This window comes from Falsiroseomonas algicola (assembly GCF_011040385.1).
In the GTDB taxonomy this organism is placed as follows: Bacteria; Pseudomonadota; Alphaproteobacteria; order Acetobacterales; family Acetobacteraceae; genus Falsiroseomonas; species Falsiroseomonas algicola.
Map to the genome: position 1 here is coordinate 35862 of NZ_JAAIKB010000002.1, position 24544 is coordinate 60405.

General features: G+C 69.3%; 25 protein-coding genes and 1 tRNA gene. 15 read left to right on the forward strand and 11 right to left on the reverse strand.

The genetic code is table 11. The features are described 5' to 3' along the window. Positions 1-130: 130 nt before the first annotated feature. The 3 genes from G3576_RS05510 to G3576_RS05520 are packed head-to-tail and all read left to right on the forward strand — an operon-like array spanning position 131 to position 3091. The gene (locus G3576_RS05510) at positions 131-1255 is read left to right on the forward strand and encodes a Re/Si-specific NAD(P)(+) transhydrogenase subunit alpha (protein ID WP_207622676.1); all 1125 of its coding nucleotides are present in this window, start codon (positions 131-133) and stop codon (positions 1253-1255) included. 11 nt (positions 1256-1266) lie between these two features. Continuing rightward, a complete protein-coding gene (locus G3576_RS05515; RefSeq protein WP_164693361.1) occupies positions 1267-1674 on the forward strand; it encodes an NAD(P) transhydrogenase subunit alpha in 408 nt (135 codons plus the stop codon). Positions 1675-1678: 4 nt separating this feature from the next. Beyond that, positions 1679-3091, forward strand: a complete 1413-nt coding sequence (locus tag G3576_RS05520; protein WP_164693362.1) for an NAD(P)(+) transhydrogenase (Re/Si-specific) subunit beta — start codon at positions 1679-1681, stop codon at positions 3089-3091. A gap of 103 nt (positions 3092-3194) precedes the next feature. Here the strand turns inward: G3576_RS05520 and G3576_RS05525 are convergent, their stop codons facing one another. The 5 genes from G3576_RS05525 to rpsU form a co-directional block, all read right to left on the reverse strand. Next, positions 3195-3650: a BLUF domain-containing protein gene (locus tag G3576_RS05525; protein ID WP_164693363.1), complete on the reverse strand. Its 456-nt coding sequence runs from the start codon at positions 3648-3650 to the stop codon at positions 3195-3197. A 70-nt stretch (positions 3651-3720) separates the two neighbouring features. After that, positions 3721-4137, reverse strand: coding sequence for a BLUF domain-containing protein (locus tag G3576_RS05530; RefSeq protein WP_164693364.1), 417 nt, complete (start codon positions 4135-4137; stop codon positions 3721-3723). 71 nt (positions 4138-4208) lie between these two features. Beyond that, entirely contained in the window at positions 4209-5507 is a 1299-nt protein-coding gene (locus tag G3576_RS05535) for an aspartate aminotransferase family protein (protein WP_207622677.1), read from the reverse strand. Between the two features lie 58 nt (positions 5508-5565). After that, positions 5566-7068 carry a SulP family inorganic anion transporter gene (locus tag G3576_RS05540; protein ID WP_164693365.1) on the reverse strand — a complete coding sequence of 501 codons (1503 nt, stop codon included), beginning with the start codon at positions 7066-7068 and terminating at the stop codon, positions 5566-5568. A gap of 388 nt (positions 7069-7456) precedes the next feature. Continuing rightward, positions 7457-7660, reverse strand: coding sequence for a 30S ribosomal protein S21 (rpsU, locus tag G3576_RS05545; protein WP_007006360.1), 204 nt, complete (start codon positions 7658-7660; stop codon positions 7457-7459). 212 nt (positions 7661-7872) lie between these two features. On the opposite strand from rpsU, the gene def reads away from it, so the two are divergent. The 7 genes from def to G3576_RS05580 all read left to right on the forward strand — a co-directional run bounded on the left by def (position 7873) and on the right by G3576_RS05580 (position 12984). Further along, the gene (def, locus tag G3576_RS05550; protein WP_164693366.1) at positions 7873-8397 is read left to right on the forward strand and encodes a peptide deformylase; all 525 of its coding nucleotides are present in this window, start codon (positions 7873-7875) and stop codon (positions 8395-8397) included. Then, positions 8394-8990: a COQ9 family protein gene (locus G3576_RS05555; protein WP_164693367.1), complete on the forward strand. Its 597-nt coding sequence runs from the start codon at positions 8394-8396 to the stop codon at positions 8988-8990. Before def ends, G3576_RS05555 begins: the two co-directional genes overlap by 4 nt. 299 nt (positions 8991-9289) lie before the next feature. Beyond that, on the forward strand, positions 9290-9817 hold the full coding sequence (locus G3576_RS05560; RefSeq protein ID WP_164693368.1) for a hypothetical protein: 528 nt from the start codon (positions 9290-9292) through the stop codon (positions 9815-9817). 13 nt (positions 9818-9830) lie between these two features. After that, a complete protein-coding gene (locus tag G3576_RS05565) occupies positions 9831-10535 on the forward strand; it encodes an ATP12 family chaperone protein (RefSeq protein ID WP_164693369.1) in 705 nt (234 codons plus the stop codon). After that, positions 10532-10807, forward strand: coding sequence for an acylphosphatase (locus G3576_RS05570; protein ID WP_164693370.1), 276 nt, complete (start codon positions 10532-10534; stop codon positions 10805-10807). Before G3576_RS05565 ends, G3576_RS05570 begins: the two co-directional genes overlap by 4 nt. A 311-nt stretch (positions 10808-11118) precedes the next feature. Continuing rightward, on the forward strand, positions 11119-12540 hold the full coding sequence (locus G3576_RS05575) for a DEAD/DEAH box helicase (RefSeq protein ID WP_207622678.1): 1422 nt from the start codon (positions 11119-11121) through the stop codon (positions 12538-12540). A 261-nt stretch (positions 12541-12801) separates the two neighbouring features. Next, on the forward strand, positions 12802-12984 hold the full coding sequence (locus G3576_RS05580; protein WP_092961000.1) for a hypothetical protein: 183 nt from the start codon (positions 12802-12804) through the stop codon (positions 12982-12984). 56 nt (positions 12985-13040) lie between these two features. Here the strand turns inward: G3576_RS05580 and G3576_RS05585 are convergent, their stop codons facing one another. Continuing rightward, a complete protein-coding gene (locus G3576_RS05585) occupies positions 13041-15182 on the reverse strand; it encodes a leucine-rich repeat domain-containing protein (protein WP_164693371.1) in 2142 nt (713 codons plus the stop codon). A 363-nt stretch (positions 15183-15545) separates the two neighbouring features. Between G3576_RS05585 and G3576_RS05590 the strand changes: the two genes are divergently transcribed. Then, complete coding sequence (locus G3576_RS05590) at positions 15546-16514, forward strand: Bug family tripartite tricarboxylate transporter substrate binding protein (protein WP_164693372.1); 969 nt, start codon at positions 15546-15548, stop codon at positions 16512-16514. A 17-nt stretch (positions 16515-16531) separates the two neighbouring features. Beyond that, positions 16532-17434, forward strand: a complete 903-nt coding sequence (locus G3576_RS05595; protein ID WP_207622679.1) for an alpha/beta hydrolase — start codon at positions 16532-16534, stop codon at positions 17432-17434. Positions 17435-17453: 19 nt separating this feature from the next. Here G3576_RS05595 and lipB read toward each other — a convergent pair whose 3' ends face one another. Beyond that, positions 17454-18137, reverse strand: coding sequence for a lipoyl(octanoyl) transferase LipB (gene lipB, locus G3576_RS05600; RefSeq protein WP_164693374.1), 684 nt, complete (start codon positions 18135-18137; stop codon positions 17454-17456). Positions 18138-18166: 29 nt separating this feature from the next. Here lipB and G3576_RS05605 point away from each other — a divergent pair. Further along, positions 18167-18252: transfer RNA gene (locus G3576_RS05605), tRNA-Leu, on the forward strand. 62 nt (positions 18253-18314) lie between these two features. Here the strand turns inward: G3576_RS05605 and G3576_RS05610 are convergent. Both G3576_RS05610 and G3576_RS05615 read right to left on the reverse strand, forming a co-directional pair. After that, complete coding sequence (locus tag G3576_RS05610) at positions 18315-18806, reverse strand: VOC family protein (protein ID WP_164693375.1); 492 nt, start codon at positions 18804-18806, stop codon at positions 18315-18317. Further along, positions 18806-19474, reverse strand: coding sequence for a glutathione S-transferase family protein (locus G3576_RS05615; protein ID WP_164693376.1), 669 nt, complete (start codon positions 19472-19474; stop codon positions 18806-18808). Before G3576_RS05615 ends, G3576_RS05610 begins: the two co-directional genes overlap by 1 nt. A gap of 187 nt (positions 19475-19661) precedes the next feature. On the opposite strand from G3576_RS05615, the gene G3576_RS05620 reads away from it, so the two are divergent. Continuing rightward, on the forward strand, positions 19662-20300 hold the full coding sequence (locus tag G3576_RS05620) for a calcium-binding protein (RefSeq protein ID WP_164693377.1): 639 nt from the start codon (positions 19662-19664) through the stop codon (positions 20298-20300). Positions 20301-20355: 55 nt separating this feature from the next. After that, a complete protein-coding gene (locus G3576_RS05625) occupies positions 20356-22635 on the forward strand; it encodes an NADP-dependent malic enzyme (RefSeq protein ID WP_164693378.1) in 2280 nt (759 codons plus the stop codon). Between the two features lie 211 nt (positions 22636-22846). On the opposite strand, the gene argC is transcribed toward G3576_RS05625, so the two are convergent. Both argC and G3576_RS05635 read right to left on the reverse strand, forming a co-directional pair. Next, positions 22847-23824 carry an N-acetyl-gamma-glutamyl-phosphate reductase gene (gene argC, locus G3576_RS05630; RefSeq protein WP_164693380.1) on the reverse strand — a complete coding sequence of 326 codons (978 nt, stop codon included), beginning with the start codon at positions 23822-23824 and terminating at the stop codon, positions 22847-22849. Next, positions 23821-24402 (reverse strand): GNAT family N-acetyltransferase, encoded by a 582-nt coding sequence (locus G3576_RS05635; protein WP_235951544.1) that lies wholly within the window; start codon positions 24400-24402, stop codon positions 23821-23823. Before G3576_RS05635 ends, argC begins: the two co-directional genes overlap by 4 nt. Positions 24403-24544: the final 142 nt, after the last annotated feature.

The window sequence follows — 24544 nt, forward strand, 5'->3', positions numbered from 1 at the left end:
CGCCCCCTTTTCCGCAAAGGTTTGCAGAATGCCGCGCGAAGAAGCACCTCGCCAGGGCCAGCGCGCTTGCCATTGGTGAAACAGCCGTTCATATGGCCCGCCACTTTGGCCGAGCACGGGGGTCGGATTGATGCGCGTTGCGGTTTTGCGCGAACGGCGCGCGGCGGAGACACGGGTGGCCGCCACGCCGGAGACGGTGAAGAAGCTCATCGGCATGGGATGCACCGTGGCGGTGGAGGCCGGCGCCGGCCTCTCCTCCGGCATCCCTGACGCCCAGTATGCCGAGGCGGGCGCCGAGGTCGCGGCCGATCCGGCCGCGGCCCTGGCCGGCGCGGGGATCGTGCTGGCGGTGCGCGCGCCGGAAGCGGCGGAGCAGGCGCTCATCCCGCGCGGCGCCATCCTGATCGGCACGCTGCAGGCCGACAAGGACGCGGCCAGCGCCTATGCCAGCGCCGGCATCGATGCCTGCGCCATGGAACTGGCGCCCCGCATCACCCGCGCCCAGTCCATGGACGTGCTGTCCAGCCAGGCGAACCTGGCGGGCTACCGCGCGGTGGTCGAGGCCGCGGGCGCCTTCGACAAAGCCTTCCCGATGCTGATGACGGCGGCCGGCACGATCAGCGCCGCCAATGTCTTCGTCATGGGCGCCGGCGTCGCGGGCCTGCAGGCCATCGCGACGGCGCGCCGCCTCGGTGGCCGCGTCTCCGCCACCGACGTCCGCCCGGCGGCGAAGGAGGAGATCAAGTCCCTCGGCGCCAGCTTCGTCGGCTATGAGGATGAGGAGAGCAAGGCGGCCCAGACCGCGGGCGGCTACGCCAAGCAGCTCTCCGCCAATTTCTACGCCGAGCAGGCCAAGGTCGTCGCCGCGCACATCGCCAAGCAGGACATCGTCATCTGCACGGCGCTGGTGCAGGGCCGCAAGGCGCCGACGCTGGTGACGGAAGCGATGGTCGCCTCCATGAAGCCGGGCAGCGTGATCGTGGACATCGCGGCCGATGCCGGCGGCAACGTCGCCGTCACCCAGCCGGGGCAGGAGACGCTGACCGCGAATGGCGTGAAGGTGCTGGGCTTCACCAACTGGCCCGGCCGCATCCCCGCCGCCGCCTCCGCCCTCTATGCGCGCAACCTCCTGACCTTCCTGACCACCTTCTGGGACAAGGAAGCGAAGAAGCCCGCCATGCCGGCCGAGGATGACATCGTGAAGGGCGTCACGCTCACCCGCGGCGGCGCCGTGGTCCATCCCTCGCTGGCCTGAGGAGCATTCCGATGAACGCGATCGACATCGCCAACCAGGCCAGCGCCCGCGCGCAGGAGGCCATGACCCTGGCCGAGCAGGCGCGCCAGCTCGCCATCGCCGGGGCCACGGCCGTGGCCCCCGTCGCCGCCGCGGCGGAGCCTTTCCTGCTGCTGCTGACGATCTTCCTGCTGGCCTGCTTCGTCGGCTACCACGTGGTGTGGAACGTCACGCCGGCGCTGCATTCGCCGCTGATGGGCGTCACCAACGCCATCTCCTCCGTCATCGTCGTGGGCGCGATCCTGGCGACGGGCCTGTCCGACAGCATCGCCGCCAAGATCTTCGGCTTCCTCGCCGTGACGCTGGCCGCGGTGAACATCTTCGGCGGCTTCATGGTCACCCGGCGCATGCTCGCCATGTTCAAGAAGAAGGGGAGCTGAGCCGATGGCCCAGACGCTCTCGACGCTGGCGTATCTCGTCGCCTCCGTCCTCTTCATCCTGGCGCTGCGCGGCCTCTCGAACCCCGAGACCAGCCGCCAGGGCAACCTCTTCGGCATGGTCGGCATGGCGATCGCCGTGGTCGCCACGCTCTTGAAACCCGGCATGGGCGCGGGCGGCATCGTCATCGTCCTCGCCGGCCTCGCCATCGGCGGCACCATCGGCACGGTGCTGGCGCAGCGCATCCAGATGACCTCGCTGCCCCAGCTCGTCGCGGCCTTCCACTCCCTGGTCGGCATGGCGGCGGTCTTCGTGGCGGCGGCCGCCTTCTACGCGCCGGAGTCCTTCGGCATCGGCGTGCCCGGCAACATCAAGGGCGCGTCCCTGGTGGAGATGTCGCTCGGCCTCGCCATCGGCGCCATCACCTTCTCCGGCTCCGTGATCGCCTTCGCGAAGCTCGATGGCCGCATGTCCGGCTCGCCCATCATCTTCAAGGGCCAGCACATGCTGAACGCGGCGCTCGGCGCGCTGCTGCTGGTGCTGGTCATCGCCTTCGTCATCACGGGCAGCCCGGTCCTGTTCTGGCTGATCGCGATCCTGTCCTTCGCGCTGGGCTTCCTGCTGATCATCCCGATCGGCGGCGCGGACATGCCGGTCGTCGTCTCCATGCTGAACAGCTATTCCGGCTGGGCGGCGGCGGGCATCGGCTTCACCATCGGCAACCTGCTGCTGATCGTGACCGGCGCGCTGGTCGGTGCCTCCGGCGCCATCCTGTCCTACATCATGTGCAAGGGCATGAACCGCAGCATCGTCAACGTGCTGCTGGGCGGCTTCGGCGGTGATGGCGGCGCGGCGGCGGCGGGCGGCGGCGCGGGTGCCGCGGACCGTGCGCCGGTGAAGGCCGGCAGCCCGGAAGACGCGGCCTACATCATGAAGAACGCGCAGAAGATCATCATCGTGCCGGGCTACGGCATGGCGGTGGCCCAGGCGCAGCAGGTCGTCCGCGAAATGGCGGACCTGCTGAAGAAGGAAGGCGCCGAGATCTCCTACGCCATCCACCCCGTCGCGGGCCGCATGCCCGGCCACATGAACGTGCTGCTGGCCGAAGCGAACGTCCCCTATGACGAGGTGCATGAGCTCGAGGAGATCAACGCGGAATTCGCCGACGCCGACGTCGCCTACGTCATCGGCGCGAACGACGTGACGAACCCCGCGGCCAAGACCGACAAGTCCTCCGCCATCTACGGCATGCCGATCCTCGACGTGGAGCGCGCCAAGACCGTGTTCTTCGTCAAGCGCGGCATGGCGTCCGGCTATGCCGGCGTGGAGAACGAGCTGTTCTTCCGCCCCAACACGATGATGCTGTTCGGCGACGCCAAGAAGGTCACGCAGCAGATCGTGCAGAGCCTGCAGAAGTAATCGCGGCACTTCACACGGCGGCCGCCGAAAGGCGGCCGGGCGCCCGGCGCTTCCGGGCAGGAACGACGGGAAGGGGGGTCGCCGAGGCGGCCCCCTTTTTCGTTCAGGCCGCCTCGGCCACCGTGCCGAAGGGCGTCGCCGCGAAGGCCGCCGGCCCGCCGCGCACCACGGCCCGCAGGGTCAGCACCAGCGCCATGGCGTCGTTCCGGATCGCCATCTCCGCCGGCACCATGTCGAGATCCGAGAGATAGGCCATCGTCCAGGTCGCGAAGCAGCGCGATGGCGTCGGCGCCTGGTGCAGCAGCCGCACGTCGTGATGCCGCTCATCCTGCCGGATCACGTCGAACATCCCCGCCACCAGATCCGGCGGCCCCTCCAGCGTCTGCGCGAAGCGGCCATGGCCGGACACCAGCAGCCCCGAGAGGCGCCAGGTCGCGTTCTTCACGCGGGACACGCCGAGGATCTGCTCCACCAGCGCTGCCTCCTCCAGATGCATGGTCTGGGCGGCGCGACGGCTGGTGTAGATGATTCGCGTCAGCGGAGCGGGAAGGCTCGACATGGGAGTGATCGCCTCCTGTGAGGCGAATATCTTATATGGGACGAACCCTAATGCGCGGTTAAGCGCAGTCTCAGGCCCCGAGTTCGCCGGTATGCAGCAGCGTGCGCAGCCGCATGAGCATGAGGAGGGAGGCATTGCCCGCCGCGAATTCCGCCGGCACCTCGTCCAGGTCCCGCAGCAGGGCCATGCTCCAGCTCGGGAAGATGCGGTCCTCCACCACATCCACCTTCACCACGCGCATGTCGGTGTGCCGCGTGTCGCGCTGGATCACCGTCAGCAGGCCGCGCACCACCAGCGGCCTGCCTTCCAGCACCTGGGCGAAGGCGCCCTTGCCGTGGACCAGCACGCCGGTGACGCCGCGGCGGGGATTGTTGCGCCGCGCCGAATCCACGATCCGCGCCACCACCTGGTCCTCGACGTCGGCCTGGTCCTCGCAAAGGCGGCTCGTATAGACCACGCGGTGGAGCCGCTGATCGCTGGTGACCATTCCTGCCGTCCCGGCACTGTGCGTGCTGCCGGTTTGGTCCCGCATTGTGAACGCTGCGTTGCCCGGCCGCGTTACCCCGCCTGGGAAGGCAGGGTTCGCATGGCCGTGGCGAAAGAGGCCAGCGCCTGGTCGATGTCGCGATCCTCATGCGCCGTCGCGATGTAGTATTTGCTGTCGCCCTTCAGGATGCCGCCGGCACGCATGGCGCGGTTCACATGCGCGGCCATCGCCTTGTCCGCCCGCAGCGTCGCGCGATAGTCGCCCACCGCCCCCTCGGTGAAGACCAGGTCGAAGAGCGGAGGCTCGCCCACCACCTGCGCCGCGATTCCGGCGCGCGCGACCTCCGCCGCCAGCCCGTCCATCAGCGCCCGGCCGCGCGCGAAGACGCCCTCATAGGCGCCGGGCCGGCGCAGCACTTCCAGCGTCTTGAGCCCCGCCACGGCGGCGATCGGGTTGCCGGACAGCGTCCCCACCTGCATCAGGAACCGGTCCTCGCCCACCGCCGCACGGTCGAACAGCGCCATGATCTCGGCCCTGCCCACCACCGCGGCCAGCGGAAACCCGCCGCCGATCACCTTGCCCAGCGTGCAGAGATCCGGCGTCACGCCGTAGTAGTCCTGCGCGCCGCCATAGGCGAAGCGGAAGCCCGTCACGACCTCGTCGAAGATCAGCACGATCCCGAAGCGCGTGCAGAGGTCGCGCAGCCCCTGGAGGAACCCCGGCGCCGGCGGGATCAGCCGCTGCAGCGGCTCCACGATGATGCCCGCGATCTCCTCGTGCCGCGCCTCCACCAGCCGTGTCACGGCCTCGAGGTCGTTGAAGGGCGAGACCAGCACCTCGTCCCGCACCGCGCGGGGGATGCCCGGGCTGTCCGGCACCGCCTGCGGGAAGTTGGCGAGCTGCCGGGGCGCCAGCGACATCAGCCCGTAATCGCTCATGCCGTGGTAGCCGCCCTCGAACTTCACGATCCGGTCGCGGCCGCGGAAGGCGCGGGCGAGTCGCATGGCGTAGAGATCGGCCTCGGAGCCGGAGGAGACGTAGCGCAGCTGCTCCGCGCAGGGCACGGCTTCCACGATCGCCTCGGCCAGGGCGATGCCGGCCTCGTTGTTGGCGAAGAAGGTGGTGCCGCGCGAAAGCTGCTCCCGCACCGCTTCCAGCACCTCGGGATGGCCATGGCCGATGAACATCGGACCGGAGCCCAACAGGAAATCGACATATTCCCGCCCCGCCACGTCCCAGACGCGCCCGCCCTGGCCATGGCTGACGATGACGTCGCCAGGGAAGTTGCCGAAGGTGCCGCCCGGCAGCACGCGTCGGGCGCGTGCCTTCAGCGCTTCCTCCCGGTCCCCAACCTGCACCGGCATGTCCATGGCCCCGCCTCCAGCTGTCCGCTGCGAGTAGAGGGCGCCAGGCGCCAGGCGGGCAAGATCAATGCCCGGCGGAGGCCACCGCTGTCCCGTTCGGTCCCGGGGGCTTGTCGTGCCGGCCAAGCCTGTCCACCAGGCTGCGCGTCGCCTCGTTCATGCCCGTGATGTCCACCGGCACCCCGTGGTGGCGGAACTTCAGCACCACGCGGTCCAGCGCGTTGATCGCGGTGATGTCCCAGAAATGCGTGGCATGCAGGTCGATCACCACGCCCTTCGCCTCCTCCCGGAAGTCGAAGGCGCCGTGGAAGGCCTCGGCGGTGGCGAAGAAGATCTGCCCCGTCACGCGATAGCGCCGCACCCCGTCTTCCATCAGCGACTCCACGCCGAAGAACCGGGAAACCTTCTGTGCGAAGAACAGCCCGCTCAGCACCACCCCCGCCAGCACGCCCTTCGCCAGGTCATGCGTGGCCAGCACCACGCCGACGGTGGCCAGCATGACGATGCTGGAGCTGCGGGGATGCGTGACCAGCGTGCGCAGCGAGTGCCACTGGAAGGTGTTGATCGAGACCATGACCATCACCGCCACCAGCGCTGGCATCGGGATCTGCGTCACCCAGGGGCCAAGGGCCACGATCAGGAACAGCAGGAAGACACCCGCCCAGAGGCAGGACAGCCGCCCCCTGCCGCCGGAGGAGACGTTGATGACGGACTGCCCGATCATCGCGCAGCCCGCCATGCCGCCGAACAACCCCGCCGTGATGTTGCCGAGCCCCTGTCCCGCGCATTCCCGGTTCTTGTTCGAATCCGTGTCCGTCATCTCGTCGATGATCGCCGCCGTCATCAGGCTTTCCAGCAACCCGACCATCGCGAGCGTCGCCGCATAGGGGAGGATGATGCGCAGCGTCTCCAGGTTCAGCGGCACGCTGGGCCAGGCGAAGGCCGGCAGGTCGCTCGGCAATTCGCCCATGTCGCCCACCGTCCGGACATCCAGCCCCGTTGCCATGGCGAAGCCCGTCAGCAGCACGATGGTGACGAGGGGGGAGGGGATGACGGTCGTGATCCGCGGCAGCCCGTAGATGATGACCAGTCCCACCGCGACCATCGCATAGACTGGCCAGCCCATCATCTCCCACCGGGGCCCGACCAGTTCCGGTAGCTGCGCCATGAAGATCAGGATGGCCAGCGCATTGACGAAGCCGGTCACGACCGACCGCGACACGAAGCGCATCAGGTCGCCGAGCCGCAACAGGCTGGCGCCGATCTGCAGGACGCCGGTCAGGATCGTTGCGGCCAGCAGGTAGGGTACGCCGTGATCCCGCACCAGCGTCACCATCACCACCGCCATGGCGCCCGTGGCGGCTGAGATCATGGCCGGCCGGCCGCCGGCGATGGCGGTGACGACGGCGATGCAGAAGGAGGCGTAGAGGCCGAGCTTCGGATCGACCCCCGCCATGATGGAAAAGGCGATCGCCTCCGGGATCAGAGCGAGCGCGACGACCGTGCCGGCCAGCAGGTCGCGCGTGATGTCCGGCGCCCATTCGGCGCGGAGTTTCGAGAGGGACATGGCAATGCTCGGGTCTTGCGGGCCGCGCAGGCGGCCAGGCCTCAGGACGTGCCGCGCGGTGCTGCGGCGACGATTCGCTAACCGGCAAGGACCGCCGTTACGGCGGCGCCAGCACAGCCCTCAGGCGAACGAGGTTTCGACCCATCGCGGCAGGGCTACAGGCTTTCCTGCTGCGCCGCAACATGCGGATTGGGAAGGCAACAACGCCAAAAGCCGCGGCTAGCGAGGGCACAAGCCATCGCACCGCGGCCTTTCGGCATCGGAACCGACCATCGATCGGTGTCGGCATCATGCTCCGCCGGGGAGGGCGGGGAGGGGGTCCTGCCCCCGCAGGCCTGGCGCTACCTCCCGGAACCCGGCGCTCGCGCCGGGACTCGGGAAGGACGGCTCAGAAGCCCTCGCGCTCCAGGCGCTTGCGCTCCACCTTGCGGGCGCGGCGAACGGCTTCCGCCGCCTCGCGGGCGCGGCGCTCGGACGGCTTCTCGTAGTGGCGGCGGAGCTTCATTTCACGGAACACGCCCTCGCGCTGGAGCTTCTTCTTCAGCGCCTTCAGGGCCTGGTCGATGTTATTGTCGCGGACGACGACCTGCACGCGGTGGAACCTCCTTGGTTCACTGGGGGTTGATGGCACGAAACGCGGATGCGCGCCGACCGGTTCCGGGCTTGCCCGGACCGGCCGACGCGAAGGCGGGTGCCATAGCATGGGCGCCCGGCGCTGTGAAAGACCCTCCCGCACCGCCCGGCACGCATTACGTTAAGGCCAGCGCCCTCTTCGCGCCCGCAGCATCCGGAACTCCCGCCGCCATGGCCATCCTGAAGATCGCCCGCATGGGCCATCCCGTCCTGATCAAGCCCGCCCTGCGGGTGGAGGACCCGAGCGCCCCCGAGATCCGCCGCCTGGTCGCCGACATGGCGGAGACGATGGAGGATGCCCAGGGGTTGGGCCTCGCCGCCCCCCAGGTCCATGTCGGCCTCCGCCTCTTCGTCTGGCGCGGCGGCGCGGGCAACATCCTCGCCCTCATCAACCCCGAGCTCGAGCCGGTGGGGGAGGAGACGGAGGATGCCTGGGAAGGCTGCCTCTCCATCCCCGGCCTCCGCGGCTGCGTCCCGCGCGCCAAGCGCATCCGCTTCCGCGGCTTCGACATCGACGGCAACCGCATGGAGGGGGAGGCCGCCGGCCTGGCCGCCCGCGTCATGCAGCATGAGACCGACCACCTGGACGGCGTGCTCTACCCCATGCGGATGCCGGATCTCAGCCTGCTCGGCTTCACCGAGGAACTGTCCCGCGCCGCCGTCCAGGCCCGCGCCACCCAGGGAGACGCCGCATGATCGAACGCAGCGAGGAACGGGACAGCGCGCTCCGCGCCGCGCTCCCGCATGTGCCGAGCCTCGGCTGGACCCGCGCGGCCCTGTCCGCCGGCCTCGCCGATCTCGGCCGCGACGCGCTGGAGCAGGACTGGCTCTTCCCGCGCGGACCGGTGGAGGCGATCGAGGCCTGGTGCGACCTGGCGGACCGGGAGATGGAGGCGGCGGCCGCTGCCGAGGACCTCTCGGCGCTGCGCACCCCCGCCCGCATCCGCCGCGTCATCGTGATCCGGCTGGAACAGGCCGCCCCGCACCGGGAGGCGATCCGCCTGGCGCTCGGCCACCAGGCGCTGCCCTGGAACGTCCCCTCCGCCATGCGCACCGTGGCGCGCACCGCGGACGCCATGTGGGCGGCGGCCGGCGACACCTCCGCCGATTTCTCCTGGTACACCCGCCGCGCCACCCTCGCCGGCGTCTATGGCGCGACGCTGGCCTTCTGGCTGCAGGATGAGGAGGAGGGCTTCCCGCGGACGCTGGCCTTCCTCGACCGCCGCCTCGCCGGCCTCGCGAAATTGCAACGTCCCAAGGCGGGGGCGGGCGCGAAACGAGCCGCCTGACCCCGCGTTGCCGCCCCACTACCCATCTGGGCAACCCTCGTGGAGACGTGGCATGCGCGGCATCCTCCTGTGGCTCATCGGCATCCCCATCCCGATCATCATCCTGCTCTGGCTCTTCGGCGTGCTCGGATGACGCTTCAACCGCGTGCGTCAGGCCCCGGATTAGGCTAGACTTCCCCCATTCCGGGGATGCCGAGGGGGCCGGGGGGCCCCACCCTCTGCTCGGGTCACGCAACGATGGTTGCGCGGCGCGAGCCGATGCGGCAGGCATGGCATCCTCAAGGGGGAGTTCCCGCGCCATGCGTCGCGCCACCATCGCCTATCGCCTTCTCGCCGGCCTGGCCGCCGCCGGCATCGCCGGGCCGGCCTTCGCCCAGGCCTGCGTCCAGCCCGCCGAGCGTTCGGCCTTCGAGATCCGCGCCCTGCAGAGCCAGCTGATGGTCACCGCGCTGACCTGCAGCCGCGACGCGGACTACAACGCCTTCGTCACCAAGTTCCGCCGCGAACTCGGCAGCGCCTACTCCTCCATCGAGACGCATTTCCGCCGCACCGGCGGCGGCAACTTCGCCCGCGCCCGCGATGGCTTCATCACCCAGCTCGCCAACGACCATTCGCAGGACGGCCTGCGCCAGGGCACGGCCTTCTGCCCGAATGCCGTGGCCCTGTTCCAGGTCGCGCTCGCGCAGTCCGACATGAACTCCCTGGCCACGCTGGCCTCCGACCGCAACATCCTGAACCCGATGGCCGCGCCCGCCTGCCCGGAACGCGCCACGCCGGCGCGCATCCGCCCGGCCGCGACGACCCGCGCCGCCGCCCAGGCGCGCTGAGCCGGGTCTTCGCGTGAAGCGCTTCTGGGACGACGCGCGGGCCGAGGAGGCGGAGGGGGGCTTCGCCATCCTGCTCGATGGCCGTCCCGTGCGCCTTCCCTCCGGCGCGAAGCTCCGCGTCGCGACGCGTGACCTCGCCGAGGCCATCGCCGAGGAATGGCGCCAGGCCGGCGGCACCAAGGGGGGCGAGATGCGCCCCGAACAGGTGCCGCTGACCCGCCTGGTCGGCACTGCCGAGGAACGCATCGCGCCCGACCCCGCCGGCACGGTCGCTGCCATCGCCCGCTACGGCGAAAGCGACCTGCTCTGCTACCGCGCGAGCGAATCCAAGCTCGCCGCCCGCCAGGCGGAGGCCTGGGACCCCTGGCTCGCCTGGTCCGCCCGCGCACTCGACGCGCCGCTCCGCGTCACCACCGGCGTCATGCCCGTGGCGCAGACGGAACAGGCCCTCCGCGCCCTGCACCACGCCGTCGAACGCCAGACGCCGCTCGCCCTGGCCGCGCTCGGCGTCGCCGTGCCGGCGCTCGGCAGCCTGGTCCTCGGCCTCGCCGTCGCCGGCGGGCACCTGGCGCCGGAGGAGGCGCACCGCCTCGCCACCCTGGACGAGACCTTCCAGGAGGAGCTTTGGGGCACGGACCCCGAATCCACCGCCCGCCGGGCCGGCGCCGCGGCCGACATCGCGCTCGCCGCGCGTCTCGTCACCCTCGCCGCCGCATGAAGGCCCGGCTCCTCCGGATCGAGGGGCGGGTCCAGGGCGTCGGCTACCGCGACTGGATGGTGAAGCAGGCCAACCGCCTCGGCCTGCAGGGCTGGGTGCGCAACCGGCCCGATGGCAGCGTCCAGGCCCTGGTCGCCGGGGAGGAAGGTGCCGTCCTGACGCTGCTTTCCGCCTGCCGCCGCGGCCCCATGCTGGCCCGCGTGGACCTGATCGACGAAAGCCTGGCCGAACCCCCCGGCGACCCCGGCTTCCACCGCCTTCCGACAGGTTGATCCGTCCCATCCGCGGATAGTTCTTGTCCGGTTAACCATACTGTCCTATCTACCGCCCCGTCGGCGGGCGATGTCCCGCCGCGCCCCGGCCGCGTGAGCGGGCCTGGCGCCGGACCCCAACCAGGGACTCAGGCGCGGACGGAGGCCCGGACCGGGGCGCAGCACGCGGCACTTGCCGAAGGGGACCAAAGCCCCGGGCAGCCGCGCCTCAGTGGACAACATCGGACCGGCCCCGGCACGCGGGCAGGTCCTTCCACCACCCTCCCGCCCGGCACCGCGCCGCGCGGGATGACCGGATTTGATCATTCTTCATGACGACCTTCGCCGAACTCGGCCTCGCCCCCCGCATCCTCCAGGCGCTGGAGGAGGAGGGCTACACCACCCCCACCCCGATCCAGCGTGACAGCATCCCCCACGCCCTGAAGGGCAAGGACATCCTCGGCATCGCCCAGACCGGCACCGGCAAGACCGCCGCCTTCGGCCTGCCGCTGCTGCACAACCTCGCCGAATCCAAGGGCCGCCCGCCCCGCGGCGGCTGCCGCGCGCTCATCCTCTCGCCGACGCGCGAACTGGCCAGCCAGATCGCCGACAGCCTGAAGGCCTATGGCCGGCACATGGGCCTCTCCGTCGCCGTCATCTTCGGCGGCGTGCCCCATGGCCCGCAGCGCCGCGCGCTCGCTCATGGCATCGACATCCTGGTCGCCACGCCGGGCCGCCTGCAGGACCACATGGATGAGGGCTCCGCGCGCCTCGACATGGTGAATGCGCTCGTCCTCGATGAGGCCGACCAGATGCTGGACAAGGGCTTCTGGCCCGCCATCCGCCGCATCCTGCCGAAGCTGCCCCAGCCCCGGCACACCATGTTCTTCTCCGCCACCATGCCGACGGAAGTCGCCAAGCTGGCCGGCGAGATCCTGCGCGACCCCATCCGCGTCGAGGTCGCGCCCGTCTCCTCCACCGCCGAGCGCGTGACCCAGAAGCTCGTCGTCATCGAACAGGGCCGCAAGCGCGCCAAGCTGGCGGAACTGCTGCGGATGGACGGCGTCGGCCGCGCGCTCGTCTTCTCCCGCACCAAGCACGGCGCCGACCGCATCGTGAAGAACCTGGAGGCCGACGGCATCGCCGCCAACGCCATCCACGGCAACAAGAGCCAGGGCCAGCGCGAACGCGCCCTCGCCGACTTCAAGTCCGGCCGCGCGCCCGTCCTCGTCGCCACCGACATCGCCGCCCGCGGCATCGACGTGGACGGCGTGACCCACGTGATCCAGTACGACATGCCGGACACGCCCGAAGCCTATGTCCACCGCATCGGCCGCACCGCCCGCGCCGGCGCCTCCGGCATCGCCGTCGCCATGTGCGCGCCCGATGAGCGGGAGAAGCTGTGGCAGGTGGAGAAACTGATCCGCATGCCCATCCCGGCGACCGATGAGCGCCAGGACGTCTCCGTGCCCATGTACCGCACCCAGGGCCGCCCCGACGCCATCAAGCCCGCGGCCGGTGCTGGCGCCGGCCGCGGTCGCGGCCAGCCCGGCGGCCGAGGCCGCTCCGGCGGTGGTGGCGGCGGCGGCCAGCGCCCGCCCCAGCAGGCCCGCCCCGCCAAGCCGAGCACGCCCCGCGGCGGCGAAGCCCCCGTCCGCCGCCCGACCGCCCCCGCAACGGCCGCGTCCAAGGACCGCGCCTGGCGCGACGGCGACTTCCGCGACGCCGCACCGGCCTTCCTGCGCAAGCGGTGACAAAAAGCCCTCTCCCCCTGACGGGGGGAGAGGGTTGGGTGAGGGGGCTTAGCCACTTCTCGTGAAGCTTGGTGAAGGCTCCGCCTTCCCCAAACCCCTTCCGCCAGGGGCGTGATGCCCCTGGACCGTCGGCAGTTTGGCGCCAGGACGGGGAACGCGAACCAACCGACGACCCCGCGCGCCACAACTCCTCCCCCGCGCTTGCGGGGGAGGCAGGGTGGGGGTACGGCGCGCCCTGACGCACCAACCAGAGGCCCCCCCATGCGCGAAACCGTCCTGATGAAAGGCGAAACCGCCACCCTCGTCATCGTCACCGCCAACGGCCAGACCGAAGTCCTGGACGGCGAGGACGAGGTGATCGAAAGCCACAAGGACGACCGCCACGAGGCGATCTTGGCGCGATACCTCGCGCAGGGGTGGGAGATCGAGGAAGACGGACCGTAATGCGGTGATGAGCGGTCGGGGCTTTGTACGAGCAAACGCCCCTTCGCTCAAAAGCATTAAGGCGGCAACTCTTCATATGGCTGAAACGCGATGGCTGCCACCGAGAGCGTATCGGCATGGTAGGCGTGCGCGTTGCGGACGATGCGCACCTGCGGCGCCATTGCCGTGAATGCTGACACCATTGCCTCGTCTATCGCGTCACTTTCGAGAAAATAAATGGATTTCAGATTTGGCAGCTGCGCTATCGGTCGCAGATCACGGACATTGGTGTTGCATAGATTTAGTGTTTCGAGCTTTTGGAGCTTCGATAGCGCTCTCAAATCAGTCACTGGCGTGTTGCTCAGCTTTAGCGACCTGAGCTCTGTCATGTTAGAGAGTGGCATAAAATCATGAGCGGCGTTGCCTGCGATACTGAGGTGGCGGACGGTCCTGAGCGTTGCAAGTTCCGTCAGGTCGTGGATTCCCGTTTGCTCCAGTTTCAAGGTGTGGAGTCTAGTCAGGTCCTTCAAGGAGTCGACACCGAAGTTTTCATTGTTGTAGACAGCCAGATGCGTCAGGCCAGCTAGATGCCTCAATGGCGCTGAGTTCCATGTAAAATGAGACTGCACTTCGACTTCGCCTAAGGACAGTTCTTCGAGGGCGATCAGCTCTGTTAAAAAATCAAGGCTTCTAAAATTCGACCCCGAAATATTCAGTTTTTTTAGGGATGCAGGAAATCTAGGCTCTGCCGCGTACGTGAAATCCGTCCTTGCTATTGCGACCTCTCGCAGCGAGTGTGCCAGATTGAACTGGGACAGGTCAGGCGCGCCTGATTTTCTGAAGCCTAAGCGGCGCAAATTAGGAAGGTGAAGCAATACCGAAGCGTCTGGCACACGCCGTCCATGAAGATTGAGCTCAACGACATGCTGAGCCATGTATGCGGGGGGTGTGGCCCCCGCTTCGATGTATTCGAGAAGCTTCCAGAAATTATATCTTGGTGGGTATAAAGCGTCAGGACTTGGCGCTTGGTCTTCAGTATGTGGGTCCTCTTGCACTTCGCCGGCGGATGTGGACGGCGACACGCGCTCGATGCGTCGCGGCGGTAAGGCATCCGGCAGTCCCTTCGCCATATCCATCGCGAACCGGATGGCCGCCCCGATATCCTGCGGCAGGCTGCCCAGGACCCGCCCGATGGGCTCCTCGATCCGCACTACAAACTGGCTGACCTTCTTGATGAAGGGCGACTCATTGGCGACGCCGGACAGCATCAGGCTCACCGTCGCTGCCAGCGCCAGATTGCCGATGCTCGCAATCAGGCTCCCCTTTGCCTTATCGCCCTGGACGCTAGGCCGTTCCGCCGTCCGTTCCACCGCATCCAACAACGCCGCTTCCGGGGCGGCCAGCAGCCCGGCAGCCATCGCCTTCACAGCCCGTGCCGCCGTCACCGCATCGCGGTCCCAGAACATGGCAAATTGGGCGTCTCGCTCCCTGTTAGATGGAAAACCCCGAACCAGCAGCGCCAGCGCGCCGACCATGTCGCCAAGCACCCGATGCAGATCGCCCGGCAGCGGGTTCTCACCCTCCTCCGCGCGCGCCAGCAGGCTTGCCTGCTGCTCCAGCAGCGACCCGATCGCGATGGCTTCGTTGTAGAACCAGCTCATGTTGGGCAGCAGCGCCTCGATCGGGCCGCTTAGCCGGCGCTCGATTGCTGTTACCGAGGGCAGAAGATCGTCCCAGTACGGCGTCAGACTGTTGTGCCGCCGCTCTACCAACCCACGGAGTTTCGCCACCGATTGCCGGACGATCTCGAATTGCTGCCGCACCGCCGCGTCCCGCGCGGCGGCCGCGTCGTTCGGGTCCGGCGTGGCGTCGCTGACGAACTGCTCGCCTTCAACCCGGAAGCGCAGGCCGGATGCTTGTTGTGGCGTCCGCTCCAGCCGCCGGCGTTGTGCGGCATCCCAGGCCTCTTGCAGGGCGGCGCGGTCAGCGCGCAGCGCCGCGTCGTCGCCGAATAGCGCGGCCAGGATGAAGGCCAAGGCCTCGGAATCGGGCAGCGTGCTGGCGTTGCGCCAGTTGCGGATCGTGCGGTCTTCAAAGCTGACAGCCTTGCCGAACGACACCGCCGTCCACTTCGCCCCCACGGCACCCGGCTTCAGCCCCGGCCGCGTCCCCGCGTCCAGGTGCCCGGCAAGCAGTTCATGAAAGGCCCTTTCCGCCACTCTGCTTTCCGCCCTTGCCGGCCTTTCCGCCCGGAAACCCGGAAAGGCGATGCGCCACGACCCTTTCCGAGGGTGGATTGAAGCCTCCGTTCGCACAAGCCGAAAGGAGTGTCCGCCATGCCCCTCGAACCCACCCTCTATCTCATCGTCGCCGCCGCCTATGTCGCCCTCGCCCTCTGCAAATGGCTCCATTGACGGCGGGGCCCGGGGGCCGCCACGGCCCCCGGCGGGGTCCAGGGGCAGCGCCCCTGGCCTGCTCTGCCCTCTGTCATCCCACGCAAGCCCGTTGACGCCCCGCGCCCCCGCTGCCACGTCTTCTGCAAAGGATTGCGGGCAGAGACCCGCGACAACGGGAGTCCGTCCATGTCCCCTCGCTTCACGCGCCGGGCGCTTACGCTCGCCGCACTCGCGCTACCCGCCACGGCCCGCGCCCAGGACTACCCCTCGCGCCCCGTCCGCATCGTCGCACCCGTCGCGCCGGGCGGGTCCACGGACCTCATCGGCCGTGTCCTGGCGGAGGAGTTGAACCGCCGCTCGCTCGGCCAGTTCTTCGTCGAGAACCGTCCCGGTGCCGGTTCCAACCTGGCCTATGCCCATGTCGCGACGCAGCCGGCCGATGGCCACACGCTGCTGATCGGCCTCGACAGCCTCACGGTGAACCCGACGCTCTACGCCCGCGTGGAGTACGACCCCGTCGCCTCCTTCGCCCCCGTCACCCTGATGGCGCGCATCCCGCACATCCTGGTCACGCATCTCCGCAGCCCCATCAACGACTTCGCGGAGTTCATGCGCGTCGCGACGGCGGAGCCGGACCGGCTGAATGTCGCGGTCTCCGGCATCGGCTCCGGCGGGCATCTGAGTGGCGCCGTTATCCAGCACCAGACGCGCGCGCGCTGGACCATCGTGCCGTATCGCGGCGGGGCGACGCCGATCAACGACCTCATCGCCGGCAATGTCGATGCCGCCTTCGTCACGCTGGGTGCGGTCATCGGCCATGTCCGCGGCGGGCGGCTGCGCGCGCTCGCCATCACCACGCCCAACCGCTTCCCGCTGCTGCCGGATGTGCCGACTGTCGCGGAGATCGCTTTGCCTGGCTACGATGTCCCGAACTGGTACGGCATGCTGGCCCCCGCCGGCACGCCCGCGCCCATCATCGCCAGGCTCAACACCATCATCAACGATGCGCTCACGGAGCCTCGCGTCCGCGCCACCCTGCTCGACAATGGGTTCGAGATCGTGGGCGGCCCGCCGGAGGTCCTGGGCAATCTGATCCGGGAGAGTGTCCCCCGCTGGGCCACCCTGGTGCGCGCCGCCAACATGCGCGCGGAATGAAGGAGAGAATGCGAGACATGCCCGAGATCATCGCCGAGGATCATTGGACGCAGCGGGACGGCATCAAGCTGTCCGTCTATCGCAAGCGCCTGGCCTCGGCCCCCGCCGATGCGCCCGTCTTCATGCTGGTCCATGGCAGCAGCTTCGGCGGCAAGAACGGCTTCGACCTGCAGGTCCCCGGCAAGCCCGGCTATTCCTTCATGGACGAATTCGCACTTCGCGGCTTCGATGTCTGGACCTTCGACTTCGAGGGTTATGGCCGCTCCGCCCGCACATCAGGCTATTCCGGCTTCGACACCGCGGTGGCCGATACGCATGCGGCGATGGAGGTCGTGACCAAGGCCACCGGCCAGTCCCGCGTCGCCTTCTACGGCAGCTCCTCCGGCGCCATCCGCGCGGCCTTATACGCCGAGGCGAAGCCCGATCGCGTCAGCCGCCTCATCCTCGATGCCTATGTCTGGACGGGCTGGCAGGCCCCGACCCTGATCGCGCGGCGGCGGAACATCGCCAAGTGGCGGGACACGAATTGCCGCCCGATCAACCAGGCCTTCTTCCACACCATCTTCAACCGCGACCATCCCGGCACCTCGGAGGAAGGTGTCGCCGATGCCCTGGCCGCGGCGGAGCTGGCGGATGGCAACACCGTGCCGAACGGCACCTACCTCGACATGTGCTCCATCCTGCCGGTGAACGACCCCGCCAAGATCACCTGCCCCACGCTGATTCTGCGCGGGGAGCATGACGGCATCGCGACCGAGAAGGATCTTCTGGAATTCTACAGCGGCCTCGGCACGACGGACCGCCAGTTCGCGGTGCTGCCGGGCATGGCCCATGTCAGCTACCTCGGGAAGAACCGCGCCATCTTCCACCACGCGGTCCACAGCTTCCTGACCGCCCCTTCCCGCACCGACACCCACTGACCTGGTGGGGGAGGGGGGTTCAGCCGAACACCTCTCCCCAGGCCGCCATCAACGCGCTGTCCGCCTCCTCCATCGTCGCCAGCACGCCGAGCCGGTGCAGGCTCGTCACCCCCAGCCCCTGCTCCGCGATCCCACACGGGACGATCCCGCCGAAGTGGCTCAGCTCCGGGTCCACGTTCAGCGCCACCCCGTGCCAGCTCACCCAGCGCGTCACGCGCACGCCGATGGCGCCGATCTTGTCCTCGGTGCCGCGCGACCGGTCCACCACCCAGATGCCGACCCGCCCCTCCCGCCGCTCCCCCTTCACGCCGAAGCGGTCGAGCGCGCGGATCATCCACTCCTCCAGCCCATGGACGAAGGCACGGACGTCCCGCGCCTTCACCGTCCCATGGTCCCGGTTCAGGTCGAGCATCACATAGCCCGTCCGCTGCCCCGGCCCGTGATAGGTCCACTGCCCCCCGCGCCCGGCGGCGACGGCCGGGAAGCGCGTTTCCAGCAGATCCTCCGGCCTGGCGGAGGTCCCGGCCGTGTAGGTCGGCTCATGCTCCACCAGCCAGACCGCCTCCGGCTGCTCGCCCGCGCGGATGGCGGCGACGCGCGCCTCCATGGCGGCCAGCGCCTCGGTATAGGGAAGCCGTCCGGGCGTAATCCGCCATTCGAGTGCGGAACCGGGGGGGAGGGGCGTTGTCTGCTGCGCGGTCATCGGTTATAGCGCGGGCCTCTACCTGATATGCGGTCGTGGCGGAATGGTAGACGCGCCAGCTTGAGGTGCTGGTGGGGGCAACCCCGTGGAAGTTCGAATCTTCTCGACCGCACCATCTTCGCGATGGTCCTCATGCCAAAGGCCCCGCCGGGACACCGGACGGGGCCTTTGCCGTTCCTACCCCTGGGCCTTCGCCGCCTGCCAGGCCGCCAGCTTCGCCCGCGCGCCATTCGTCCGCGGGTCCATCGCCGTATCATGCTCCGGCGTCTTGGCCGTCAGCTCGATCACGTAGCCATTCGGGTCCCGGAAGTAGATGGACTTGATGACCCCGTGGTCGGACGGCCCCCGCGTCTCCACCCCCGAGGCCCGCCCCTTCGCCAGCATCGCCTCCAGCGTTTCCATGGAGACCTCCATGGCCAGGTGCAGGTCGAAATCATGCTGGTTGTGGAAGTCGAAGGGGCTCTCCGGCACCTCAAAAAACGCGAGGTAGCTGCCATCGGCCAGCCGGTAGAAGGTGTGCAGCACCTGCGCCGTGCGCCCGGTGGCGGTGGTGCCGATCGGCATCGCCTCCGCCAGTTCCAGCCCGAGGAACTCCTCGTAGAATTTCCGGGTCTCCTCGGAATCCCGGCAGCGATAGGCGATGTGGTGGAAGCCCCGGATCGCGCCCATCACGCGGCCACCTGCGACAGGACGTGGTCGCGCCAGCCTTCCCAGCCCGCATGCCCGGCCTTCCAGCCCGGCCGCGCCTTCATGGCGGCGATCCAGCGCTGCACCCTTGGATAGGGCGAGTAGTCGAAGCGCGCCATCTCCCCCAGCGTCGCGTAGGCCACGCCCATGTAGTCCGCCAGGTTTGGCTCGGCACCGCCGAGGAACGGCCCGGGATCCTTCAGCATGCTGTCGTTCAGGATGCGCATGAAGCGGCTGCCCTTCTCCGTGCAGCGCGCCTCCACCGCCGCCTGCACCGCCGGGTCCGGGAAGGCCAGGTAGGGCAGGATGCGCGGATACATCGCGCCGTAGCAGAATTCGCGGGAGAAGCCGGTGTTGAACCAGTCCAGCTGCTCATCCACCCGCGCCCGCGCCTTCGGGTCCTTCGGATAGGCCGGGCTGTCCGCCAGCGTGGCGAGGTAGCGGAGGATCGCCGCATTCTCCGTCAGGAGGAAGTCGCCATCCTCCAGCGTCGGCACCTGCTGCGTCGGGTTCTTCGCGGTATAGCCCGGCCCGACATGCTCCCCGGTCATCAAATCGACCGGCACGAGGTCGAGCGTGATCCCCGCCTCGGCCGCGAACATCTCGACCGGCCGACAGGTGGTGGAGCCGTTGAAGTGATACAGCCGCATGGACAGTCATTCCCTCCTGGACCCGGGGTGCCAGCGCGGTATCGCCCGCCTCTGCATCCCCTGCCAAGGACGAACCCGCCCCGGGGCCAGAGGCAGTGCCGATGGCCGCCATCGACTGGCCCTTCTGGTGCCTCGAACCGATCCGGGTTCAAATCGCCCACCCAACCGCGAAAGGCAGTGAGGATCCATGACCGACAAGACCGTGACGCCGCTCGATGAAGGGGCGCTGAGCGCCGTCACCGGCGGCGCCACCTCCGGCGGCAATGACAGCGTGCGGGGCAGCGACGCCCCGAACCTCATCTTCGGCCAGGGTGGCAACGACACCATCCTGGCCGGTGGCGGCAACGACACCGTGACCGGCGGCAGCGACAATGACAGCATCGCGGGCCAGTCCGGCAACGACAACCTCAGCGGCGACGATGGCCAGGACACGATGCTGGGGGGCGAGGGCAACGATACGATGGGGGGCGGGGCCGGTAGCGACATCATCGTGGGAGGTCGCGGCGCAGACCTGCTCTATGGCGATGGCGTCAACGTCTCGGGCGGCGGCAGCGACCAGTTCCACTGGACCCGTGGCGATGGCAACGACACCATCATCGGCGGCGCCGGTACCGATGTCCTCGTGATCGAGGATACCTCCCTGACCCTCCAGGCCCTGCTCGCCGGCATCCGCACCGACGCCGGCTCCGCCACCCCGCGGATCGAGAACGGGGCCATCAACCTGACGGGCGTCACCGGCACCCTCACCATCGGCGGGGAGACGCTGCGCTTCAGCGAGCTGGAGCGCCTGACCGTCGGGCCGATGACCAACTTCGCCAACCGCTGAGGGCGGGCGAGGCAACCGGTAGCGCGGTGCGGCGGGGCCGCGCTACAACCCTTCCATGGACGAAGACTTCCGCAAAGCCGCCCTCGATTACCATCGCCTCCCGCGCCCCGGGAAGCTGAGCGTCGAGCCCACCAAGCGCATGGCAACCCAGCGCGACCTGGCGTTGGCCTACAGCCCCGGCGTCGCCGCGGCCTGCGAGGAGATCGCGAAGGACCCCGACGCGGCCTGGGACTACACGACGCGCGGCAACCTCGTCGCCGTCATCTCCAACGGCACGGCCGTGCTCGGCCTCGGCGCCATCGGCGCGCTGGCGGGCAAGCCCGTCATGGAAGGCAAGGCGGTCCTCTTCAAGAAGTTCGCCGGCATCGATTCCATCGACCTGGAGGTCGAGGAACGCGACCCGCAGAAATTCATCGATGCGGTGGCCGTCCTCGAACCCAGTTTCGGCGCCATCAACCTCGAGGACATCAAGGCCCCCGAGTGCTTCGAGATCGAGCGCGCGCTCCGCGCCCGGATGAACATCCCCGTCTTCCATGACGACCAGCACGGCACGGCCATCATCGTCGCGGCCGCCGCCCGCAACGGCCTGCTGCTGCAGGGCAAGCGGCTGGAGGATGTGCGCGTCGTCAATACCGGCGGCGGGGCCGCGGCCATTGCCTGCCTCGACCTGCTGGTGGCCATGGGCCTGAAGCGGGAGAACGTGACGATCTGCGACATCGACGGCGTCGTCTGGAAGGGCCGGCCCAACACCGATCCCTACAAGGCCGCCTATGCGCAGGACACCAACGCCCGCACCCTGCAGGATGCGCTGCCTGGCGCCGATGTCTTCCTCGGCCTCTCCGCGCCCCGCATCCTGAAGGCCGAATGGCTGCCGCTCCTGGCGCCCAAGCCCCTCGTGCTGGCGCTGGCCAATCCGGAGCCCGAGATCCTGCCGGAGGCCGTCCGCGCCGCGCGGCCGGACGCCATCGTCGCCACCGGCCGGTCGGACTACCCGAACCAGGTCAACAACGTCCTCTGCTTCCCCTTCATCTTCCGCGGTGCGCTGGATGCCGGCGCCACCACGATCAACGAGGCGATGAAGGTCGCCGCCGCCGACGCCATCGCGGCGCTCGCCCGGATGGAAGCCAGCGAGGTCGTGGCCGCGGCCTATGGCGGCAGCGCGCCGACCTTCGGGCCGGACTACATCATCCCGAAGCCCTTCGACCCCCGCCTGATCCTGGAGATCGCGCCCGCGGTCGCCAAGGCGGCGATGGAATCCGGCGTCGCCCGCCGCCCCATCGCCGACATGCAGAAATACCGGCATGAGCTGGAGCGCTTCGTCTTCCGCTCCGGCAACCTCATGCGCCCGGTCTTCGAGGCCGCGCGCAAGCGCCTGGCCCGCGTGGTCTACGCCGAGGGCGAGGATGAACGCACGCTCCGCGCCGTGCAGACCGTGCTGGACGAAGGGCTGGCCGAGCCCATCGTCATCGGCCGCCGCGACGTCATCGCCGCCAAGGCCCGCGCCATGGGCCTGCGCATGGATTTCTCCGAGTCCGTCCGGATCATGGACCCGGCCGCCGATGAAGCCACCTTCGCGCCGCTGGTGAAACTCTACCAGGAGAAGGTGGGGCGGCGCGGCATCCCCCCCGATGCCGCCGGCCGGCGCGTGGGCAACCGCCCGACCGTCGCGGCCGCGCTGCTGCTGGAAGCGGGCCTTGCCGATGCCTGCCTCTGCGGCGGCACCGGCGACTGGTTCCGCCACTGGCACCACGCCTTCGACGTCATCGGCAAGCGGGCGGAGGTGGACCGCGTCTATGCCCTCTCCGCCCTCATCGTCCCCAACGGCCACCTCTTCTTCGTGGACACCCACCTGACGGTGGACCCGACCGCGAAGCAGATCGTGGACATGACGCTGCTGGCCGCCGAGCAGATCCGCGCCTTCGGCCTGGCCCCCAAGGCCGCGCTGCTGTCGCATTCCAGCTTCGGCGCCTCCGGCGCGCCCTCCGCCCGCAAGATGCGGGAAGCGCTGCGCCTGCTGCGCGACCGCGCCCCGGATTTCGAGGTGGATGGCGAGATGCACGCCGACGCCGCGCTGGTCCCGGCCATCCGCGACCGCGCGGTCGCCGACAGCACGCTGACCGATGCGGCGAACCTGCTGGTGATGCCGAGCCTCGACGCCGCCAACATCGCCTTCAACCTGCTGAAGGCGGCGGGGGAGGGGCTGCAGGTCGGCCCCATGCTGCTCGGCATGGCCAAGCCCATCCATGTGCTGGTGCCGAGCGTGACCGCGCGCGGCATCGTCAACATGACGGCGCTGGCGGCCGCGCAGGCGAACGGGATGCTGGCCCAGGGGTGATTCCGACGGGCCCGGTGAGCCTGCGGCGGGCGGCCTAGAGCACGATCCGTCCAGTTGGACGGATCTCGTGCTCTAGAAGTTATTGTTTCTAAAGCACGAAATCCGATCAAGCTGAACGAGCTTGATCGGATAGTGCTTTAGCCGGCCGCCGCAGCCCATGGCCCCGACGCAGCGGATCGGCCCATCCTGGTCCAGGGTGGGCCGATGGGCCTCAGGGCCAGACGGGCGCGCCCTCCAGCCCCGCGGTTTCCGGCAGGCCGCAGATCAGGTTCGCGTTCTGCACGGCCTGGCCGGCCGCGCCCTTGCCGAGGTTGTCCACCACCCCCATCGCGATCACCAGCCTGCGCGCCGGGTCGGCCGCGTAGCTCACGAAGGCCAGGTTGGATCCGGTCGCCCATTTGGTCTGCGGCGGCTTGTCGGTCACGCGGATGAAGGCGCGCCCCGCATAGAAGCGGCGCGCCGAATCCAGGCACTGATCCGTGGTGGCGCTGCCCCGGCAGTAGATGGTGGCCAGCACACCGCGGGTCATCGGCACGAGGTGCGGCGTGAACACCAGCCCCGCGGCGCTGCCGCCCCCCAGCCGCTCGATGGTCCGCGCCATCTCGGGCATGTGGGTGTGCTTCAGCAGACCATAGGGCAGGAGGTTCTCGTTGCTCTCGGCATAGCCGAACCGGCTGTCGGCGCCGCCCCGTCCGGCGCCGGAGATGCCGGTCTTGGCATCGATGATGATGTTGCCGGGCTCGATCAGCCGGTCGGCCAGCAGCGGCGCCAGGGCGGTCAGCGTCGCCGCCGGGAAGCAGCCGGGATTGGCGATGCGGGTCTGGCCCGTGATCTCGTCCGGCCAGACATCGGCCAGGCCGTAGGTCCAACCCTCGGCGTAGCGATGGTCGCCACCGATATCGACGATCTTCACGCTCCCGGCCACGCGGGCCAGGCCCTCGGCCGATGCGCCCGTGGGAAGCGAGGCGAAGAGCAGGTCGAGCGGCGGCAGGGCCGCGGGGGCCCATTTCTGGATCACCAGCCCGGCCAGCCGGGGCGGAATACCCGGGAAGCGATCCGCCAGGCGACTGCCCGCGCTGCCCTCGCCGGCGGCGTAGACGAGTTCGAAGGAGGGATGGCCTGCGATCAGGCGCAGCGCCTCGCCGCCGCCAAAACCGCTGATCCCGACAATGCCGACGCGAATGCTCATGGCTGGCCCCCGTTGCTGGATTCAGTGCAGGTCGCGGCCTCGGCGCTGCCGAAGCGCTTGCCCATATGGATCGCGACGCCAAGCCGCGGATGCGCCTCCTCCCGCTGCACGCGGTAGCCGAGCTGGCGGTAGAGACGCAGGTTCTCGGCGAAGAGCGCGTTGGTGTAGAGCCGTATCTCGCCAAGGCCGAGCGACCACGCGACCTCCTCCGCATGCGCCAGCAGGGCGCGGCCGTGACCGCGATGCTGGTGCGCGGGCGCGACCGCGACGTTGACGACCAGCAGGTGGTCGGGCGCGGGCGCCATCTCGATCAGCGCCGCGACGTCGCCATCGATCAGCAGCAGATCCACCCGGTGGTCGCGCAGCGCGACGTCGTAATCGACGGTCATCGGCAAGGGCTCCCGCCCCAGCAGGGGAACCCACTTCGCATAGGCCGCGCGGGTCACGGCACGGACGGTCGCCGCATCGCCGGCGGTGGCGCGTCGCATCGTCCGATGCCCGGCATCGTCGGGTTCGCGGGGCGGGGTGGGGTCGGCGAAGCCGCTGTCCTGCACGGTGGTCTCCTGGGAACTGGGCAACAAAAAACCCCCGAAGCCAGGGGCTGCGGGGGTTCGGAGATGCGGGCCGATGCCGTCTCGGTGATGGGCCGCTAGGGGGCGGACCTTGCCGGGGCCTGTCTGCACGCAGCTGCGAAAGCCGCCGCTGGGGAACAGCGACGGC

Excerpts from the sequence above, each read along its gene's own strand:
- G3576_RS05510 (WP_207622676.1), top strand. The coding sequence starts at position 131 with ATGCGCGTTGCGGTTTTGCGCGAACGGCGCGCGGCGGAGACACGGGTG.
- G3576_RS05515 (WP_164693361.1), top strand. The coding sequence starts at position 1,267 with ATGAACGCGATCGACATCGCCAACCAGGCCAGCGCCCGCGCGCAGGAG.
- G3576_RS05520 (WP_164693362.1), top strand. The coding sequence starts at position 1,679 with ATGGCCCAGACGCTCTCGACGCTGGCGTATCTCGTCGCCTCCGTCCTC.
- G3576_RS05525 (WP_164693363.1), bottom strand. The coding sequence starts at position 3,650 with ATGTCGAGCCTTCCCGCTCCGCTGACGCGAATCATCTACACCAGCCGT.
- G3576_RS05530 (WP_164693364.1), bottom strand. The coding sequence starts at position 4,137 with ATGGTCACCAGCGATCAGCGGCTCCACCGCGTGGTCTATACGAGCCGC.
- G3576_RS05535 (WP_207622677.1), bottom strand. The coding sequence starts at position 5,507 with ATGGACATGCCGGTGCAGGTTGGGGACCGGGAGGAAGCGCTGAAGGCA.
- G3576_RS05540 (WP_164693365.1), bottom strand. The coding sequence starts at position 7,068 with ATGTCCCTCTCGAAACTCCGCGCCGAATGGGCGCCGGACATCACGCGC.
- def (WP_164693366.1), top strand. The coding sequence starts at position 7,873 with ATGGCCATCCTGAAGATCGCCCGCATGGGCCATCCCGTCCTGATCAAG.
- G3576_RS05555 (WP_164693367.1), top strand. The coding sequence starts at position 8,394 with ATGATCGAACGCAGCGAGGAACGGGACAGCGCGCTCCGCGCCGCGCTC.
- G3576_RS05560 (WP_164693368.1), top strand. The coding sequence starts at position 9,290 with ATGCGTCGCGCCACCATCGCCTATCGCCTTCTCGCCGGCCTGGCCGCC.
- G3576_RS05570 (WP_164693370.1), top strand. The coding sequence starts at position 10,532 with ATGAAGGCCCGGCTCCTCCGGATCGAGGGGCGGGTCCAGGGCGTCGGC.
- G3576_RS05575 (WP_207622678.1), top strand. The coding sequence starts at position 11,119 with ATGACGACCTTCGCCGAACTCGGCCTCGCCCCCCGCATCCTCCAGGCG.
- G3576_RS05580 (WP_092961000.1), top strand. The coding sequence starts at position 12,802 with ATGCGCGAAACCGTCCTGATGAAAGGCGAAACCGCCACCCTCGTCATC.
- G3576_RS05590 (WP_164693372.1), top strand. The coding sequence starts at position 15,546 with ATGTCCCCTCGCTTCACGCGCCGGGCGCTTACGCTCGCCGCACTCGCG.
- G3576_RS05595 (WP_207622679.1), top strand. The coding sequence starts at position 16,532 with ATGCCCGAGATCATCGCCGAGGATCATTGGACGCAGCGGGACGGCATC.
- lipB (WP_164693374.1), bottom strand. The coding sequence starts at position 18,137 with ATGACCGCGCAGCAGACAACGCCCCTCCCCCCCGGTTCCGCACTCGAA.
- G3576_RS05610 (WP_164693375.1), bottom strand. The coding sequence starts at position 18,806 with ATGGGCGCGATCCGGGGCTTCCACCACATCGCCTATCGCTGCCGGGAT.
- G3576_RS05615 (WP_164693376.1), bottom strand. The coding sequence starts at position 19,474 with ATGCGGCTGTATCACTTCAACGGCTCCACCACCTGTCGGCCGGTCGAG.
- G3576_RS05620 (WP_164693377.1), top strand. The coding sequence starts at position 19,662 with ATGACCGACAAGACCGTGACGCCGCTCGATGAAGGGGCGCTGAGCGCC.
- G3576_RS05625 (WP_164693378.1), top strand. The coding sequence starts at position 20,356 with ATGGACGAAGACTTCCGCAAAGCCGCCCTCGATTACCATCGCCTCCCG.
- argC (WP_164693380.1), bottom strand. The coding sequence starts at position 23,824 with ATGAGCATTCGCGTCGGCATTGTCGGGATCAGCGGTTTTGGCGGCGGC.